Here is an 18,534-nt window from a genome sequence, read left to right on the forward strand (position 1 = left end):
CTGGATCGACGATATCCGCACCTGGTCTGCGCCCGCCCCTCAGGATGATGGCATCAGCTTGCTCACGGAGGCGCTGTCTCCGCTTCGCAACTTGGGCGTTATGAAGGGGCATGAAACCCATCTGAGGATGCCGCTCGGCGATTGGGAACGGCTGATGGCCCCTCTGCCCGATCTGCATATCCACGATGCCACGCATCTCGTGCAGGGCCTTCGGATGGTGAAATCCGCAGCTGAGCTGCCCGTGATCTATTGGCTACCTAACGGTAAGCGAAGCTGGCCCACCCTTGTGCTGGTCAGAGGCTGCTGTCTCAGCGACCTCAACGCCCGTCAGCCCTTAACGACGCAGATATTCCACCACCACACAGGCCGGAGCCTCACTGCGGATCTCGGTCTGGCTGGAGATCCCCCATTCACCAGCCTGAAAGCTGGGGAAAAAAGTGTCGGCATCCGCCACCTCTGTCTCGACTTCGGTGATCAGCATCCGGTCGGCCATCTCCATCATGCCCTTGTAAATACCAGCCCCGCCAATGCCATAAATGCGGTGATAGCCCTGTGCGCGCGCCTCCGCCAGCGCCGCCTCAATGCTGGGATAGACCAGATCGGCGGCCTCAGGATCCGAGGACACCACCAGATTAAGCCGGTTTTTCAACGGCTTCACCGGCAGGCTATCCCAGGTATTGCGCCCCATGATCAATGCCCCGCCCAGCGTTTCGCGCTGAAAAGACTTCAGGTCCTCCGGCGCATGCCAAGGGATCGTGTTGTCCTTGCCAATGGCGCCATTCTGGTCGCGGGCAACAATAAGCGTGATCATCTCAGTCCTTTCTCAAACCGCGACCGGGGCCTTGATGCCCGGGTCCGGGGTGTAATTCAGCACGTCGAAATCCTCGTATTTGAACTCAAAAATGGAAGGAACCTCGCGGTTGATGCGCAGCTCCGGCAGCGGCTGCGGCTCGCGTGACAATTGCAGATTCACCTGATCCATATGATTGGAATAGATATGCGCGTCACCGATGGTGTGAATGAAATCCCCCGCCTCATAGCCGGTCACATGCGCCAGCATTTTCAGCAGCAGCGCATAAGAGGCGATGTTGAAAGGCACGCCCAGAAACATATCTGCAGACCGCTGATACAGCTGAAGATGCATCCGCCGCCCCTGCACCCGCACCTGCCACAGCGTATGACAGGGTGGCAGCGCCATATCGGGCACATCCGCAGGGTTCCAGGCGGTCACAATCAGGCGCCGACTGTCGGGGCTATTGCGGATCATCTCCACCAGATTGGCGATTTGATCCACTGTGCCCGCACGATAGAGCGGTTCCTCCCCGGTCGTGCCCTCCGCCAGCTCCAGCCGCGGGAAATGCCGCCACTGATGGCCATAGACCGGCCCCAGATCGCCATTCTCATCCGCCCATTCGTCCCAGATCGACACACCATTGTCCTTGAGGTAGCCGATATTGGTATCGCCGGACAAGAACCACAGCAGTTCATGAATGATTGAGCGCAGATGCAGCTTCTTGGTGGTCACAAGCGGAAACCCATCCGCGAGCGGATAGCGGGTCTGCATCCCGAAACAGGATAGGGTGCCGGTGCCGGTCCGGTCGCTGCTCGCCTCGCCGTGGTCCAGTATATACTGCAAGGCCTCGTGGTACTGGCGCATGGTGACCTCCCCCTCGTGATCATCTTCGCGCGGGGGCTGCCGACCCCCGCGAAGTGCCTCCTGTCTAGCCTGCCCACGCCACTGATCTCAAGGGTTAGGCGACCGTATCACGGCGCCTTATTGACCGATCCCATCGCACAAATCCCGCGCCGCCAAGCCCGCTTGCTCCCGCCACAGCACCTGCGCAAAAAAAGGTCACCGAACCGCCACGCTCCCGCGGCCACAGCGCGACCGACACGGCAATTCAATTGACTTTCCGCAACCATGACAAGACACTGCCGCAAACAAAGAAATTTTGAGGTCAGTTCAAATGAAGCGGGCAATGCTAGGACTTGCGGCAGCCACCCTTCTGTCAGCCTGTGGCGGGGGGACAAACCCCTTTGACACCGATGACAGCACCGATGGAGGCACCACCACCGATCCGATTGTACCCGAAGTGTTGGCCTCCGATGTCGACAGCGTCGCTTATGACGCAGCTGCGGGCACTTTGGTGATCACCGGGCTCAGCCTCGATGACACCCCGTTTTCCGCCAGCTACCGCCGCCGCCCGGCGCTCGACCGGCAGGGCTATGAAGCCTACACCGCGCAGGACAGCTCGCTTGACCGTCACGTCACCGCCTATGTCCGCGAAATCGAAGACGGCGCCTTTGCCGTAGCGGTCGCAACCGGCGGTCAGTTCTCCTATTACTTCGCTGGTACCAGCTATGGCCGTCGCGGCGGCTATTCCGCCCCAACCGGTGACGTCGCCTCCGGCGGCGTGGTCAGCTATGCCGGCACCTATGTGGGCCTGATGAATATCGCAGGCGACGGCGGCGATCTGCTGCCTGTCACCCCCGGCACCCCCGCTGATGTGCGCCCAGCCCAGACCGCTGAGGTGACCGGCGATGCCTTCGTCAACGCAGATTTTGGCGACAACATCGTCAATGGCACCATCTACAACCGCCAGATTGAGCCAGTCGTCGATGGCGGCGCGCCGCAAACGCTGGTGACACTGGATCTGGCCCCCACCGCGATTGATGCCAATGGCACCTTCACCGGGACTGCATCGCAGGTCGTTAACAGCACCCGCACCAATGTCGGCACTTATGGCGGCATCTTTGCCGGGACCGACGCCACATCCGTTGCCGGATCGGTGTTCGCTCAGAACCACGTCGAAGGCATTGATGGCATCGAGGAATACGGGATCTTCGTTCTGGGCCAATGCGGCACCGCCGACAGCTCAGCCGTCTGCGATCAGCCGGTTCCCTGATCCCATGCGGCACCCCCTGGCCGCAGCCCTCACTCTGGCGCTGCTTGCTGCGGCGCCAGCCGCTGCGGCAGAGCCGACCCCTGAACAGCATCTGAGCCTTGAGCAGGGTCGCCTGCTGGCGGCGCATTCGCTTGGCACCGGCAAACCCGAGCTGACGCTGGATCTGACCCGCGCCCTGTTGCGGGCGGACCGGCGGGATCATCTGGCGTGGTATCTGCGCGCCGCCGCGCAGGCGCAGCTGAAATCGCCCGGCGCGGGGCGCCGCTCCGCCGCGCGCGCCTACCGCTTTGCGCCGGACAGTGCCGGGAAATTCCGCGCCGCACAGCTGGCAGCGCGACTGGCCGTGCAGGACGCCCGCCCCACCCTCGCCCAGGTCTGGCTGCGCCGCACCGCTGTTCACGCCCCTGATGAGATTAGCGAAAAACGCATTGCCGCTGACTATAAGGTGCTGCGGCGCATCAACCCCTGGTCGTTCCAGCTGCGCGGGGAGTTGAAGCCCTCCAACAACGTCAACAATGGCGCCGACAGCACGTTGGAGGTAATCGACGGGGTGCCGACGCTGGGCCGCTTTGGGCCGCGCTCGGTTGCGCTGGAGGGCACGGTAGGGGTGCTCGATATGTCGATCAGCCGCCGCCTGCAGCAAAGCGATACCAGCCTCACCACGCTGAGCGCCCGCACCTATGTGCAGCGGGTGGCGCTGTCCTCGGATGCCAAGGCCAAGGCCGCCACCCTTGCGCAGCAATCCGGCACCACGGTGCCCCGCAACAGCGAGTTTGGTTCCACCTATGGCGAGATTTCTCTGACCCATGCCTTTGCTGTTGGCCCGCAGGAGCGTCAGGGCTCAGCCGCGCTTGGCCTCAGCTTTGGCACCGCCTGGTATGGCGGCGAAAAGAGTTACGATCTGGTCAAGCTGACCGCCCGGCGCAGCTGGCAGGTTTCGGCCCGTACCGGCCTGACGCTGGATGGCATGGCAGAGCAGCGGCTGGATGCGCGCGGCCCCTCACAGGACGGCGAGGTCTTCGGCCTTGGTGCGCGGGTCAATCGCAAGCTGCTGAACGGCGACCAGATCAATCTGAGCGTTGCTCTGCGCGACACCCGTTCGGGCCATGTGAACACCTCCAATCGTACCGCGACGCTGCGACTGGGGTATCAGTTTTCCAAACCTCTGGGACCGGCCAAAATCAGCACCGGGTTGATCCTGGGGCGTTCTGATTATCCGCAGTTTATTGCGGGCTTTCCCGCCCGCTACCTGCCTGACGGGCGCGAGGACACGTCGCTTTACGCCGATGTGAACCTGTTCTTTGAGGAGTATGACTACGCAGGCTTTGCCCCAACACTGCGCCTGCGCGCTGGCAAGAAAGACAGCAATCACAGCCGCTTCCAGTCCCGTGAATTGTCTCTCTCCCTCGGCATCCAGTCCAAGTTTTAAACTCTAATTCGCGCTTCAATCCCGCAATCGCTCTGGTCACTGGCAGTGGACGCATTATGGTCAGGAGCCTGAGATAGACGACACGGACGCCACGCCCCTAGGGTCAGCCGTCCTGATATAAGGAAGACACCGATGCCGCTGAAATATCTGCACACAATGGTTCGCGTCAAAGATCTGGAAAAATCCATGGCCTTTTACGAATTGCTGGGCCTCAAGGAGACCAAACGCTATGACAGCGAAAAGGGGCGCTTCTCGCTGATCTTCATGGCGGCCGAAGGCCAGGAGGACACCCCGATTGAGCTGACTTATAATTGGGATGGCGACGACGCGCTGCCCAGCGACAGCCGTCATTTTGGCCATCTGGCCTATGGTGTTGATGATATCTATGCCACCTGCCAGCATCTGATGGACAATGGCGTGACCATCAATCGCCCCCCGCGCGATGGGCACATGGCCTTTGTGCGCTCTCCCGACAACATCTCGATCGAGCTGCTGCAAAACGGCGACTCGCTGGACCCGGCAGAGCCTTGGGCCAGCATGGAAAACACCGGCAGCTGGTGAGCTTAGCAGTTGGCAAGCCTGGCAGTTGGTAAGTCTGACTGCTGGTCTGCTTAGAGCTGCTGATCACTGAAACCACAGGGCGGATCGCGCTTTCGACCTGCCCTGTGGTATCATGCACCGCGCTGTCACTGCTGTCATGGGCCACAGGCGCACCAGCGGATCAGGCCGGATACCCGTGCAGATCCTGATGAACCGAATCTGTCTGCCATCGCACTCTCAGCTCCTAAAATGCACCGCTAGGGCCAGATATCAGTCAGCACCTCACCGACACTCAGCAAGGGCACATCACCCCACGCCAAAACGCACCAGCCGGTTGCCCCGGTGGTGTTTCAGCTACGCTGCGATCACTCAAAACAGATGCCAAGCCTGATGGGCCTTCTGGTCCCCAGATCCGATCACACATCCGGCATTCTGCACGGCTGGCATCGGTGTGGCTTGGTCAGATCAGCTGCCTGGCAGCAAATCAAACGGGTCAAGCATATCGCAGAGATACGGCGTTCTGCCGATGCATGATATGCGTTGCGACCGATAAGGAAAGAACCATTTAGGTCTGCAAAAAATGCTTAGTAAATGTAACGGATTTGGTCTGACCAGTAGCGCTCAACGCGCTTAAGCGAGGCTGTGATATCCGCGATCCCTTCGCTGCTGATCACATCTTTGCCTTCCAGGCCTTCGGCATGGCGCGAGAACAAGGCTGCAACGATATCGCGGATTTCACGACCGCGCTCCGTCAGGCGAACCCGCACCGAGCGGCGATCAATTTCGCAACGCTGGTGGTGCATATAGCCCATTTCGACCAGTTTCTTCAGGTTATAGCTGACGTTGCTGCCCTGATAATAGCCGCGTGATTTCAATTCGCCTGCCGTGACTTCGTTGTTGCCGATATTGAACAGCAACAGCGCCTGGACCGCATTAATCTCCAGCACGCCCACGCGCTCAAACTCGTCCTTGATCACGTCCAGCAGCAGACGGTGAAGACGCTCAACCATTGCAAGCGCCTCAAGATAGCCAGTCATGAACCCTTTGGTGTCCTGCTGGCCAATTGGCATTTCCATACTCATCCGCATCTCCGACTCGATGGTGTCTGCGGGTCACAATGCAGAAAATTCCCGAAAAATCCGTTAAGCTGAAATTTTATTCTTTTTGATGGATTTGCGATATGCCGCCAACCAGCGCAGCGAACTGCGCCGGGGCGGCCACCTGACCCGTCACCCACTGGTAGAGATCCTGATCGTTTTCCTGCAACAGCAGATCATAGAGATCCAGCTCAGCCGGGGCCATCCCAGCCAGGTTCCGTTCGGCATAGGCAGACAGGAGAATGTCCATCTCCTTGATCCCCCGGCGCATGGACCGCATCTGCAGCCGTTTCAGACGATGGGCGGGCAGCTCACTCATTGAACGCTGCCTTCCATCACCAGACGCAGACGTTTCTCCAGCCGCGCCGCCCGGTCAGCATTGCCGCGCAGCTCTTCGCGCAGCTGGCGCAGTTCAGTCATGACCGCTGCCAGATCCTGCGGCACCTGTTCGCCAGCCGGGGCTTCCATGCCCTCGCCCTCACCGGTCAGAAGCCAGCGCATGGATACATTCAACAGCCCCGCCATCATCGACAGCTTGTTGGCACGCGGCTCCGACAGGTCCTGTTCCCAGCCGGCCAGCGTCGCCTTTTTGATCCCCAGCCGGCGCGCCAGCTGTGCCTGTGTCATGCCCGCAGCATCCCGCGCAGCCGCCACACGGTCACCAAAGGTTGCGGCCTCCGGACCATACCAATTCATGTCGTCGTTGCTCATTTGCCCGCTCCTGTTGGCCTATCGGTTTGCCTGCCCTTTGATCGCGCTTGATCGACAGTTAGCGGCACCCTATGACAGTTCTATATGACATTCAAACAGAGGTCTTTCCATGCAATTCCTGTCCGATAGCCTCGCCCGCGTCAAACCGTCCCCCTCCATCGCGATCACCACGCTGGCCGGGGAATTGCGCGCTGCGGGCCGCGATGTGATCGGGCTGAGCGCCGGGGAGCCAGATTTCGACACCCCCGACAATATCAAGGAGGCGGCGATCCGCGCCATCCAGGCAGGCAAGACCAAATACACCGCCCCCGATGGCATCGCCGAGCTGAAGCAAGCGGTCTGCGATAAATTCTCCCGCGACAATGGGTTGGAATATACCCCCGCGCAGGTTTCAGTAGGCACCGGCGGCAAACAGATCCTCTATAATGCGCTGATGGCGACGCTGAACCCCGGCGACGAGGTGGTCATTCCTGCCCCCTACTGGGTATCCTACCCTGACATGGTACGGCTGGCGGGCGGCACCCCTGTCTGTGTGGAATCAACGCTGGAAACCGGGTTCAAGATCACCCCGGAGCAGCTTGAGGCGGCCCTTTCGCCCAAGACCAAATGGTTCATTTTCAATTCCCCCTCCAATCCCACCGGAGCGGGATATCATGCGCAGGAGCTGAAGGCGCTGACCGACGTGTTGCTGCGCCATCCCCATGTCTGGGTAATGAGCGATGACATGTATGAGCACCTGGTGTTTGACGATTTCACCTTCTGCACTCCGGCGCAGATTGAGCCGCAGCTGTATGACCGCACGCTCACCTGTAATGGCGTCTCCAAAGCCTATGCGATGACCGGATGGCGGATCGGCTATGCGGCGGGGCCAAAGCCGCTGATTGATGCCATGCGCAAGATCCAGTCGCAATCCACCTCCAACCCCTGCACCATCAGCCAATGGGCGGCGGTTGAAGCGCTGAACGGCACCCAAGATTATCTCCTGCCCAATACCGCTGTCTTCCGCCGTCGGCGGGATCTGGTGATCTCGTTGCTGAGCACGATCGACGGTGTCGCCTGCCCGGTTCCAGATGGCGCTTTCTACGTCTACCCGTCGATTGCCGGGCTGATCGGGCGGACCTCTGCCGGGGGCGTTGCGATCACCGATGACGAGGCCTTTGCCAAGGCGCTTCTGGAAGAGGCCGATGTCGCTGTGGTACATGGCGCTGCCTATGGGTTGTCGCCGAACTTCCGCATCAGCTACGCGGCCTCGGATGAAATCCTGACCGAAGCCTGCCGCCGCATTCAGGCCTTCTGCGCCGCGTTGCGCTGACCGGAGGCCCCCAGATGCCCGCCGCCCTGCCAGACTATTACTTTCGCGTGCGCGACAACGGCGCCTTTGTGTTTCGCGTCGACGGCGAGAACCGGCAGCGACGGCTGGATATGGAGCAGATCGCCGTGGTTAAGCTGCGCAGTGGCGAGATCCGCCCACATGGCGACCGCTCCCTCAGCCCTGAAGATCTGAGTGCCATCCGCGACTGGATGGCGCAACGCAGCCGCACCCTGGCGGCGCGGGATATGGATGACATCCACCGCGCGATCGACCACCTGAATCTCACCGCCCATTGGGCCCAGAGCAAGGCCAGCGACGAACAGTTGGAAGAGATCACTGACCAGATGCTGCTGGCGATGCATGATCTGCGCTCGGTGCTGGTGCGAAAGAAGGCCGATCGGCTGGTCAAAGTCCAACGAAGCAATCAGAAGCCGGAACGCCCTTAAAAGCCAGCCAATCTACCAGCCCTCTAAACCGCCCTTCGTGTCCGGCGGTAGGGTCCACCGCGATCTGAGCGTTCCGCGACCTGGGCTCGCCACGCCCCAATCAAGTCCGCGCCCGATCCCTCGGCGCGGGGTCCGTTGCAAACACCCCCCCTCATCGCTGGTTGACCTGTGCCCGCTAGCACGCGGCCAGAGTGTCACCTGCAGCGAACCGAATAAACAACCTATAAGCGATTAATGTAATCGTCACACACTCAAAGTATGAACCAATGCGGCAGTGCGTAGTGTGCAGGATCTCCCCGACCCCATGTTCTGAACCGGTATTACTGCGCCGCTGCCGTCACCGTTACCAGTAGTGTTCAGTCAAAATAGGATCCATGATGCCGTCATATCGTTCGATTGTAGCCCTCGCTGCTGCCCTGGCCTTCGCCCATGGTGCAGAAACATCCGCCGACACGTCGGAAACAGCAAAAGACGGCGAGATGGACAGGCAACGCGCCGCGCTAGCCATGTCCACCTTTGGCGCAGGCTTTGGCCCGCAATCGCCCCGCGATATCGACGCCGCCGAAGGACATAACCTGCGCTTCTTTGCGGAGGCACCGCCGGCATCGCAAATGAACCTCTGCAATATCCATTTTCACGAGAACGCCGAACATCGCGGCGGTGAATTCACCACCTACGCAGGCAATGGCGATGGCAAGGGTTACGGCAGCGGCTATCAATACGACGGCCCCCTGACAGAGGCTGAACTGGCCCCGCTGGACAGCCCCATCGGCGCGGATGGTGGTCACGGCGACCTGGTGCCCGGTGATACGATCGAGGTGCATTACGTCCACACCACCGCGCAGGTGACCCCCGGCCCGACGCTTGGCGCCTGCCTGAGTGAGGCCATCGGCAACCCGCAACTGCGGGTGGAGGCCCAGGTCTATGTCCTGGTCAATGACCCCAGCGCCGCCGATTTCGAGGAGCTGACCCGCCTGACGGTCCGTAACAATCTCTATCAGGCGCAGAACATCCCCAGCAACACCGGCACCCCAGTACGCTATGCAGGCTCCACCACCGGGCCGGGCTACAATACCAAAGGCTCGCCATTTCAAGTGACCTGGAGCGTCCGGCCCAAGGTGATGAAGGTCAATATCCAGAGTGTCGGCACGTGGCTGGCGCACAACCATTTTATCGAAACCCACGCCCACGGCGTCCGCAATCTGGTCACCAACCCGGATCTGCTGTCCCCCATCAGCAACTGACCCATCGCAGCTGCCACCAAAGGCGGCAGCGAAACACCTTCCCGCAAGGGGGGCGCAGAAGAAGCAGCGCTCCACAGGATAGGACGCTGGGACATAACAGTCTGGGCTCAGAGCACATTGTTGGCTTTGAGCCCTGAGTCCCCGTTTTCTGTCGCTGGAATGAACGGCTGCTTCAGAGACGCAGTCACTTGCTTATGGATTTTCTATGTGAGAAATCCTAACGCCACTCCTTTGGCATCCAGCAACTGCTGGCCGTCAAACACATCAACGACTTTCAACAGCCAATAGAGTAGATTGTAATACCCGATGTTTAGAGTAGCGAGACTAGCTGCGAGAATCCTGGCAATGCCTATACTGATATTCGGCGTGTCTGGGGTGCTACTAGCGGCTTCAGGCTACCATTCGCCTTACTCCATAGGGCTTGATACTAGTTGCGAGACACAGTTGCTGACAACCACCCGCCTGTTGGCCTTGTGTGTAGGCTCAATAGGAATTTCTTTAACCGTCGTTTACTTGGGGTATGGTTCCTATAATCTCATATTTATTTTGTTTTTTTTGACTGCGACACTTTACTGGCTTGGTAACAATGAAATTGATCTTGGAGACCTACGAGACGCCGCAAATCTCAACAGTGACGAATGTGTGCGACTGGGACTGGCCTTAGTAATCGGGTTTTGCGGCGCTGTCGTTTTGGTGCTGAATCTAGGTCGAGCGGCCATTCGAAAAAAGAAGCACTTAGAATAGGCTCTGCGAGATCTGTCCTATGATCTACGGATTTTGCAGTTCAATAGTGATTTGCGTTTGACGGCGCCAGATTTTCTTATGCTCCAGCAAAAAGAGAATTTAAAACAACTTCGACAATTATTCCCCTCGCCTTAGTTGGACGTTTTGTTGAGAGGTTCGCGAGTTTGAAAGCAGTCATCGGCACACTTGCAGCGATAGCCTGCTTCGTCCGCACTTCCGACATTCCGCACATACGGCGCCCACAGGTCTCCTCGCAAATCTCAGCTCGAAATACCGGCGCGATGGCACAGGGGGCGCGCACCTCCACAGCACAGTGGCTCGATGGCTGCCCGCTACCGCGCGGCGGCGGTATTCGATGTGCCGACCAGCTTGATCGAGCGGCGCCAGAACCGGATCATCAGGAACACCCCCGCCGCCGTCAGACCCAGCACCAGACCCAGCCAGACCCCAAGCCCGCCCATGTCGAAGGTAAAGCCGAGGAGATACGACGCCGGGATCCCAACCGCCCAATAGCTGAGCGCCGCAATCACCATCGGCACGCCGGTGTCCTGCACCCCGCGCAGCAGCCCCAGCGCGATCACCTGCATCCCGTCCATCAGCTGAAACAGCGCCGCCGCCGCCAAGAGCACGCTGCCGATCAGCACGATTTCGGCCCGGTCCGGGTCATCCGGCGACAGGAACAGCGAAATCAGCGCCTCGGGCACCGCTAGAAACAGGATCATCCCCAGCACCGACAGCCCCAGCGACATCGCCATCACCACGCGCGCGCCGCGCGCCATATGGTCCCGGTCGCCACGACCAAAGGCATTGCCGGCCCGGATCGTCGCCGCATTGGACAGCCCCAGATGCATCATGAACGCCAGCCCGCCCAGAGACAGCGCAATACCATGTGCGCCCAGCGCCACGGTGCCAAGCCAGCCCATCATCATCGCCGAGGCGGCAAACAGGCTGGTCTCGCTGAGGTTGGTCAGACCAATTGGCAGGCCCAGACGCAGCACCCGGCTCAGCATCTCCCAGTCGGGACGCTGGAAATTCTTCAACAGCTCATGTTCTGGCAGCGCCTTCAGCGCGTAAATCAGCACAAAGATGCAGGCAAAAACATTGGTCGCCAGCGAGGCCAGCGCCGCCCCGGTCACCCCCAGTTCCGGCGCGCCCCAATTGCCAAAGATCAGCATATAGTTGATGAGCGCATTCAGCGCCGCCGCCAGAACCGACACCCACAGCACGATCTGGGTCCGCTCCAGCGCGGCCAAGTAGCTCTTCAGCACCATATAAAGCAGCGCCGGAAACAGCGCCCAGCCCGCGATCCGCAGATACTCCGCCGCGCCATGGGCCACCTCCGCCTCCTGCCCCAGCAGCAACAGGATCGGCTCCGACCACCACAACAGCGGCATCACCAACAGCCCATAGGCCAGCGACAGCCACAGCGCCATACGGGTGCTTCGGCGGATCTGGCGCTCCTCACCGGCGCCTGCGGCAGCGGCCACCATCGGCATCACCGCAAAGGCAAAACCGGAACCCAGCAGAAAAATCGTGAAGAAATAGGTCGACCCCAGCGTCACCGCCGCCAGCGCCTCCACCCCGTACCAGCCCAGCATCACCGTATCGGTCAGGCCGATGGCGAACTGCGCCACATGGCCGCCGATCAACGGCAGCCCCAGCACCGCAATCGCGCGACTGTGGCCAAGAAGGGTATTCGGGGCGGGCGGGGGTATTCTCTGTGTCATACCCCAGCCTTAGGCATCGACCGGCACAACGGCAAGTCTGATCTTACCGATGGTCGCTGTCGGCCTCTTGCTCTCAGCCGGTCCGGGATTGCAGTTTCCAATGCCCGCGCTGTGCCGCACCTGTGTTAGGCTTCTGCCAGAGCCAGCCCACCGCAAGGAGCCTTTGCATGTCCGATATCACACGCCAGCTGATCCCCGACGCACAGGCCTTTCTCGCGGAGCTGGCGGAGAGTAACACGCGGGATTGGTTCCAGTCCCACAAGGCGCGCTACGACGCAGAGTTGCGCCACCCGGCTGAGGCGCTTTTGCAAGCAGTCGCGGATTATCTGCGCCCGCATCATCCCGGCATTCAAGGCAAACTCTTCCGCCCCCAGCGCGATTTGCGTTTTTCCAAGGACAAGACCCCCTATCACACTCATTTGCATCTGCTGTGGCAGCTGCCGCAGACCCCCGGCTGCGGGGTGTTCTTTGGCATTGATCCCGATGGCGTGCGCATCGGCGGCGGCATCATGGGCCTGAACGGCAGCGCGCTCAGCCGTTGGCGGGATGCGGTTGCGGGGCAGCCGCTGACGCGGAGCTATCCCACCGCCGGGCTGGCGCAGGTCGCGGGGCATCCCAACCCCCGCGACAGTGGCTTTGCCGATGAGATGGCGGCGCTGATGGATATCCTCGCCCTCAAGGGGTTTCAGCCCAAGGCACCAGAGTTGAAACGCGTGCCCTCACCGCATGGGCAGAGCCATCCCCATGCCGATCTGCTGCGACGCAAATCGCTGACGCTCTGGCGCAATGTGGCGCTTACGCCGCCGCCGGATCCCGTGGCCGCAGTCTGCAGCGCCGCCCTTGTGCTGGCGCCGCTGTTTGCGCTGCTGCAGCCGATCCTTGCCGATCCTGTTGCGGCCTAGCCCGGTCTGACGCGGCCCTGGCCAGCCAGTCAGGCGCGCTCAGCTATGACCCCAATCCTCCGGGTTCTCGCTGTTGTTGGGGCTCAGCCCCAGCACATCACCCCTGGTCGAACAGCCAAGCCCCAGCACGGTGCGATTGGCGTAAGAAAAATAGGCGGTGACCTGATTGATCTCCAGGATCTGCCCATCATCCAGCCCCGCCGCGCGCAGAGCGTTGATATCCGCCTCAATCACGGCAGCCGGTGCTTCGGTCAATTTGCGCGCATAGACCATTCCGGCGCGCTCCGCAGCTTCAAGCGGTGCCAGCTGAGGGTTGCGCGCCTCGATGGCGGCGCGGATGGCTGCGCCGCGCGGCGCGTCCCGCAACAGCCGCTGCAACCCGGCAAAGTGATGCTCAACGCAATAGCCGCAGTCATTCAGCGAGGACACCCAGACGCCCAGCACCTCCAGATACCATTTCGGCAGGCTGTTGCCGCTGTGGTGCAGCACCGCCTTATACAGCGCCATATGCCCTTCCATCGACTGCGGGCGCAGGCTGTGCATCATCATGATGTTATCGACATTGCCGCCCGGTCCGGTCACCCGGTCGTACAGCGTCTTCAGCTTGCCGGTTGCTGCGTCAAATGGAATGGTCTTGATCCAGGCCATGTGGCTCTCCCTGCTTGTCCGTCGCGCAGAGTAGCCGTTGCCCACCGCGATGGAAGCGAAAAACACCGATCCTGTCGCTGATGTCTCTGGGCTCGGCCGCTAGACCCGTGCGGCCTCCCGCGCGACTGCGGCAATGGCTGCATCCACGTCCGCCGGGCGGCTGCGATGGTTGGTGATGGCGGCACGCAGCATCACCCGGCCGTCCATCCGTGTGGTGGAGAACACCGCCTCGCCGCTTTCCTGCAGGGTCTGGGCAATCTCCGCGTTCACCTGCGATTGCGTCTCTGGCGCCAGATCACAGCGCGCCGTGAACACGCAGATATTGGAGACCACCGGCGCGCCAAGCGCCATCAGCGGCTGCGCCTCCACCTCTGCCGCCATCGCTGCGGCCAGCGCACAATTGCCAGTGATCGCCTCGCAGAATGCCGCCTCGCCATAGGTTTCCAGCGCCGTCCAGACCTTCAACGCCCGATTGCCCCGGCTGAGATCAATGCCGTAGTCGCAGAACCAAGGCTCGCCACCTGCCAGCCCGCGCTCGGCCCCCTCCAGATAGGATGGCCGCGCGGCAAAGGCCGCCCGGTGCTCATCCTCATTGCGCAACAGCGCCATGCCGCAGTCGTAGCCCACATACATCCACTTGTGAAAATCCAGCGCGATACTGTCAGCCCGCCCGATCCCGTCGGACAACGACCGGTACGGCTCATCCGCAATTCGTGTCCAGGCGCCAAACGCCCCATCCACATGCAGCCACAGCCCCAGCGCCGCCGCCGCATCCGCCAGCGCGTTCAGATCGTCAAACAGCCCCAGATCCACCGATCCCGCCGTGCCCACCACCAGAAAGGGCAGCGCCCCTGCGGCCCTGTCCTCTGCCACCATCCGGGCCAATGCAAAACAGTCCATCTGCCCACCGACCAAAGGCACCTTGCGCAGATTGTCCGAACCGATACCCAACAGTTCCACCGCCTTCAGCGTGGCGTTGTGCACGCCTTCCCCCGCATAGGCCGTGAGCCGGACATCGCCCTGTCCCTGTTTGCGCAGATCCTTCATGACCCTGAGCCGCGCCGCCTGACAGGCAATCACCGTCGCCTGCGAGGTGCCGGTCACCAGAATGCCGCTGGCGCCCTCCGGCATCCCCATCTTGGCCCGCGTCCAGTCAACGACCGCACGTTCCATATAGTTCGCGCCGTGATCCCGCCCGCCCATATTGGCATTGACCGCTGCCGCCGCCAGCGCGGCGATCAGGTCGCTGGCCAAGCCAGATCCCTGCACCCAGCCCCAGAACCGGGGATGAATATTGCCGCCATGATACGGCAGCACATCCGCAATGATCCGGTCGACGGTCTGCTCTGGCCCCTGCGCCTCGGCCCTGATGGCATAACGCGCGTCAATGTCGCCGGGCACCGGTTGCCACGGGCGTTCTGCCGCCTCCTGCATCTGATCCAGGGCCGCCTCCAGCATCCGCTGCGCCTCCGCCCGAAACGCTGCCCAATCCTGCGTCTTGATCCCAGTCCCAGCCACCTGCGCTCTCCTCCTGCCAACCTCTGGCCTGAGGTGTAGCCCGCAAGCCCCGGCACCGCACGGAGAATATCGCCGCACCCGAATAACCGAAGGAGTGCTTCGATGGATTGATGACTGCACGCCCAGCCGCGCCCGCCCGCCTTATCCACAGCCCCTTGCGTGCCTCTTCCACCCGGCCCCAACACCTGCCATAATGACCTCAACCAAAACCAAGCAAGAGCAGCCCCGCATATGGCCGACGACCTCCTCAGCACGCCCGATTCTGAGACCTATGACGCCTCCTCGATTGAGGTCCTGGAAGGCCTCGAACCGGTCCGCCAGCGCCCCGGTATGTATATCGGCGGCACCGATGAGCGCGCGCTGCACCATATGGTGGCGGAAATCCTCGACAACTCCATGGATGAGGCGGTCGCGGGCCACGCCAACCGGATCGAGGTGACGCTGCACGCCGATTACGCCGTCACCATCTCCGACAACGGCCGCGGCATCCCGATTGATCCGCACCCGAAGTTCCCGGACAAATCCGCGCTTGAGGTGATCCTTTGCACCCTGCACGCGGGCGGCAAATTCTCCGGCAAGGCCTATCAGACCTCGGGCGGTCTGCACGGCGTCGGCTCCTCTGTGGTGAACGCGCTGTCGGATTCCATGGTGGTGCAGGTTGCCAAGAACAAGGAACTGTTCGAGCAGCGCTTCTCCCGTGGCCTGCCCCAGGGCCCGGTTGAGAAAATCGGCGCCGCCCCGAACAAACGCGGCACCTTCGTCACCTTCCACGCCGATGAGCAGATCTTCGGCTCCCACCGCTTCAAGCCCAAGCGCCTGTTCACCCTGGTGCGTTCCAAGGCCTATCTGTTCTCCGGCGTCGAAATCCGCTGGAAATCGGAAATCGACGATGGTGAAACCCCGACCGAGGCCACCTTCCACTTCCCCGGCGGCCTCAAAGACTACCTGACAGAAGTGCTTGGCAAATCCTCCGTCTACGCCGATGCGCCCTTTGCCGGGAAGGTCGAGTTCCGCGAGAAATTCAACGCGCCGGGTTATGTCGAATGGGCGATCAACTGGACTCCGTCCCGCGACGGCTTCACCCAGTCCTACTGTAACACCGTCCCCACGCCGGAGGGCGGCACCCATGTTGCGGGCTTCTGGTCCGCCATCCTCAAGGGGATCAAGGCCTACGGCGAGTTGGTCGGCAACAAAAAGGCCGGCCAGATCACCCGCGACGATCTGATGACCGGCGGCTGCGCGCTGGTCTCCTGCTTCATTGCGGATCCCGCCTTTGTCGGTCAGACCAAGGATCGCCTCTCCACCGAGGCCGCCGCCAAGATGGTGGAAAACTCCGTCCGCGATCATTTCGACAACTGGCTGGCGGCGGATACCAAATCGGCCGGCGCCATCCTCGATTTCCTGATCCTGCGCGCCGAGGAACGCCTGCGCCGCAAGCAGGAGAAAGAGACCCAGCGCAAATCTGCCACCAAGAAACTGCGCCTGCCCGGCAAGCTCACCGACTGCACCGCCAAGAACCGCGCGGGCACCGAGCTGTTCATTGTCGAGGGCGACAGCGCCGGCGGCTCCGGCAAGGGCGCGCGCAACCGGGTCAATCAGGCGCTGCTGCCGCTGAAGGGCAAGATCCTCAACGTCCTTGGCGCCGCCTCCAACAAGCTCGGCTCAAACGCCGAGATCAATGATCTGTGCGAGGCGCTTGGCGTCGGCCTTGGCAGCAAGTTCAACCTCGACGATCTGCGCTATGACAAGATCATCATCATGACCGATGCGGACGTCGACGGCGCCCATATCGCCTCGCTGTTGATGACCTTCTTCTTCACCCAGATGCGCCCGCTGATTGACGGCGGCCACCTGTATCTGGCCTGCCCGCCGCTGTTCCGCCTGACGCAAGGCGCAAAACGCGTCTACTGCCTGGACGAGGCCGAGCGGGATCTCTGGCTGGAAAAGGGTCTGGGCGGCAAGGGCAAGATTGATGTGAGCCGCTTCAAGGGTCTTGGCGAAATGGACGCCAAAGACCTGAAGGAGACCACCATGGATCCCGCCACCCGGAAATTGATCCGGGTGACCATCGACGAGGACGAACCCGGCGAGACCGGCGATCTGGTCGAGCGCCTGATGGGCAAAAAACCCGAGCTTCGCTTCCAGTATATTCAGGAGAACGCGAAGTTCGTGGAGGAGCTGGATGTTTGAATAAAAAAACCCTGCATTTGCAGGGTTTTTTCTTTGGAGGGCAGCCTTTTTGATGAAGAAGAGCACATTACTCAGAGCATCTGAGTGTTTACCCGAATTTGACGGAAAGCCCTTTGACACCCCAGCAATTGAGCTGAAAATTGTAAGAAAAATCAGTCAATACAAAAAACAAGGCCCAAAGATATGCTGGGACTACCGAGGGTTTGAGAAACTATTGATACAAGGGTACCAAGTAAAATCTTCAGAGAAAGTGCTCGAAGCTATTGCAGGCTCTCGATATCAGGATGAAGTTGCAGCAAAAACGCCAATAGCAAAATCTGTCTTCAAGTACCTGCCTGTGGAAGAATGGTCACCCATTGAGCTGACCGCGCCATCGAAGGAGTTGTCTCCCGGAATTGAATATCGCCCTCCGTATGATTTTGCGCTTAAACAGGGCAACCGAATTGCCTGTGTACTATATAGCCCATATGCGAGAATCGCCTTAAAGAAGGCTCAACGTGATCCCTTGCTTCAACTACTCTCAAAGCCTATTGCTGGATACCATGAGGAATTTGAGCTTCATTACTTTGAGTTCCCCAAGATAAAATCAACGCGAACACAATTCTATGAATCCAAAGGCTTTTCCTACTCAAACACCGAAGCGTTTGAAAGACATTTAGCAAAGTTCCAGCGCAAGAACGAAGCAGAAGACCCAGGACTGTTTGACAGCCAATAAGGCCCTCCCACACCCCAAGGCCCGCGCCTGGCCTTGGGGAGGCGTGAAGCGCCTTCGTCATGCTGAAAGCATGCCTCCGGCATGACGGGAAGGTCAGACGCGGGCCATGCCGCTACGCGCCACGTCCCAAGGGGGCACGCCGACGCCGTTACCTCCCAAGGCACCGGTATCAGCGAAGGGCTCCGCCCGGCCGCCCCTCAAACGCTCTCCCTCACCGCCCCGTTGCGCCCCTACCGCACGCCACCCACACCTTCGCTTAAACCCGATCTGCCAGACTGATCCGGTCGCGACATCCGGGGCGGATTGACACCCTGCCCCACCACTTGGAGATTGGACGCCCCGACCACCAACCGGGGCGATTTCGCAGATATCTCGCGAAGATGGGCAATCCCCATTCCACCCTCC

At 60.8% G+C, this 18,534-nt stretch carries 17 protein-coding genes; 9 read left to right on the forward strand and 8 right to left on the reverse strand.

The features are described from left to right. Nucleotides 1–334: 334 nt before the first annotated feature. Both phaeop14_RS09600 and phaeop14_RS09605 read right to left on the reverse strand, forming a co-directional pair. A complete protein-coding gene (locus tag phaeop14_RS09600) occupies nt 335–811 on the reverse strand; it encodes a dihydrofolate reductase (RefSeq protein WP_096789395.1) in 477 nt (158 codons plus the stop codon). A 12-nt stretch (nt 812–823) separates the two neighbouring features. Beyond that, complete coding sequence (locus phaeop14_RS09605; protein ID WP_096789396.1) at nt 824–1,657, reverse strand: thymidylate synthase; 834 nt, start codon at nt 1,655–1,657, stop codon at nt 824–826. 310 nt (nt 1,658–1,967) lie between these two features. On the opposite strand from phaeop14_RS09605, the gene phaeop14_RS09610 reads away from it, so the two are divergent. The 3 genes from phaeop14_RS09610 (at nt 1,968) to phaeop14_RS09620 (ending at nt 4,896) form a co-directional block, all read left to right on the forward strand. Beyond that, complete coding sequence (locus tag phaeop14_RS09610; RefSeq protein ID WP_040170494.1) at nt 1,968–2,906, forward strand: hypothetical protein; 939 nt, start codon at nt 1,968–1,970, stop codon at nt 2,904–2,906. Nucleotides 2,907–2,910: 4 nt separating this feature from the next. Further along, nucleotides 2,911–4,335 (forward strand): hypothetical protein, encoded by a 1,425-nt coding sequence (locus tag phaeop14_RS09615; RefSeq protein ID WP_096789397.1) that lies wholly within the window; start codon nt 2,911–2,913, stop codon nt 4,333–4,335. Between the two features lie 132 nt (nt 4,336–4,467). Further along, nucleotides 4,468–4,896 (forward strand): VOC family protein, encoded by a 429-nt coding sequence (locus phaeop14_RS09620; protein ID WP_096706279.1) that lies wholly within the window; start codon nt 4,468–4,470, stop codon nt 4,894–4,896. Nucleotides 4,897–5,459: 563 nt separating this feature from the next. On the opposite strand, the gene phaeop14_RS09625 is transcribed toward phaeop14_RS09620, so the two are convergent. The 3 genes from phaeop14_RS09625 to phaeop14_RS09635 all read right to left on the reverse strand — a co-directional run bounded on the left by phaeop14_RS09625 (nt 5,460) and on the right by phaeop14_RS09635 (nt 6,683). Beyond that, nucleotides 5,460–5,957: a MarR family winged helix-turn-helix transcriptional regulator gene (locus phaeop14_RS09625; protein ID WP_175304819.1), complete on the reverse strand. Its 498-nt coding sequence runs from the start codon at nt 5,955–5,957 to the stop codon at nt 5,460–5,462. Between the two features lie 73 nt (nt 5,958–6,030). Beyond that, the gene (locus phaeop14_RS09630; RefSeq protein ID WP_040170489.1) at nt 6,031–6,291 is read right to left on the reverse strand and encodes a succinate dehydrogenase assembly factor 2; all 261 of its coding nucleotides are present in this window, start codon (nt 6,289–6,291) and stop codon (nt 6,031–6,033) included. After that, nucleotides 6,288–6,683 (reverse strand): helix-turn-helix domain-containing protein, encoded by a 396-nt coding sequence (locus phaeop14_RS09635; RefSeq protein ID WP_040170488.1) that lies wholly within the window; start codon nt 6,681–6,683, stop codon nt 6,288–6,290. Before phaeop14_RS09635 ends, phaeop14_RS09630 begins: the two co-directional genes overlap by 4 nt. 109 nt (nt 6,684–6,792) lie before the next feature. Between phaeop14_RS09635 and phaeop14_RS09640 the strand changes: the two genes are divergently transcribed. The 3 genes from phaeop14_RS09640 (at nt 6,793) to phaeop14_RS09650 (ending at nt 9,685) form a co-directional block, all read left to right on the forward strand. Then, complete coding sequence (locus phaeop14_RS09640; RefSeq protein ID WP_040179982.1) at nt 6,793–7,995, forward strand: pyridoxal phosphate-dependent aminotransferase; 1,203 nt, start codon at nt 6,793–6,795, stop codon at nt 7,993–7,995. A 14-nt stretch (nt 7,996–8,009) separates the two neighbouring features. After that, nucleotides 8,010–8,441 carry a hypothetical protein gene (locus tag phaeop14_RS09645; RefSeq protein ID WP_040170485.1) on the forward strand — a complete coding sequence of 144 codons (432 nt, stop codon included), beginning with the start codon at nt 8,010–8,012 and terminating at the stop codon, nt 8,439–8,441. A gap of 377 nt (nt 8,442–8,818) precedes the next feature. After that, nucleotides 8,819–9,685: a delta-class carbonic anhydrase gene (locus phaeop14_RS09650; protein ID WP_040170859.1), complete on the forward strand. Its 867-nt coding sequence runs from the start codon at nt 8,819–8,821 to the stop codon at nt 9,683–9,685. A 1,076-nt stretch (nt 9,686–10,761) separates the two neighbouring features. Here phaeop14_RS09650 and phaeop14_RS09655 read toward each other — a convergent pair. After that, nucleotides 10,762–12,156 carry an MATE family efflux transporter gene (locus phaeop14_RS09655; protein WP_096789399.1) on the reverse strand — a complete coding sequence of 465 codons (1,395 nt, stop codon included), beginning with the start codon at nt 12,154–12,156 and terminating at the stop codon, nt 10,762–10,764. Between the two features lie 167 nt (nt 12,157–12,323). On the opposite strand from phaeop14_RS09655, the gene phaeop14_RS09660 reads away from it, so the two are divergent. Beyond that, nucleotides 12,324–13,058, forward strand: a complete 735-nt coding sequence (locus phaeop14_RS09660; RefSeq protein WP_096789400.1) for a DUF2461 domain-containing protein — start codon at nt 12,324–12,326, stop codon at nt 13,056–13,058. A gap of 39 nt (nt 13,059–13,097) precedes the next feature. On the opposite strand, the gene phaeop14_RS09665 is transcribed toward phaeop14_RS09660, so the two are convergent. Next, the gene (locus phaeop14_RS09665; protein WP_096789401.1) at nt 13,098–13,706 is read right to left on the reverse strand and encodes a peroxidase-related enzyme; all 609 of its coding nucleotides are present in this window, start codon (nt 13,704–13,706) and stop codon (nt 13,098–13,100) included. Between the two features lie 99 nt (nt 13,707–13,805). Next, entirely contained in the window at nt 13,806–15,224 is a 1,419-nt protein-coding gene (locus tag phaeop14_RS09670) for a pyridoxal phosphate-dependent decarboxylase family protein (protein WP_096789402.1), read from the reverse strand. Nucleotides 15,225–15,455: 231 nt separating this feature from the next. Here phaeop14_RS09670 and parE point away from each other — a divergent pair, with 231 nt between their 5' ends. Beyond that, complete coding sequence (parE, locus tag phaeop14_RS09675) at nt 15,456–17,414, forward strand: DNA topoisomerase IV subunit B (protein WP_040170475.1); 1,959 nt, start codon at nt 15,456–15,458, stop codon at nt 17,412–17,414. Nucleotides 17,415–17,466: 52 nt separating this feature from the next. Next, nucleotides 17,467–18,129: a hypothetical protein gene (locus phaeop14_RS09680; RefSeq protein ID WP_096789403.1), complete on the forward strand. Its 663-nt coding sequence runs from the start codon at nt 17,467–17,469 to the stop codon at nt 18,127–18,129. The last annotated feature ends 405 nt before the right edge of the window (nt 18,130–18,534 follow it).

Origin of the sequence: Phaeobacter piscinae (assembly GCF_002407245.1) — a bacterium.
In the GTDB taxonomy this organism is placed as follows: Bacteria; Pseudomonadota; Alphaproteobacteria; order Rhodobacterales; family Rhodobacteraceae; genus Phaeobacter; species Phaeobacter piscinae.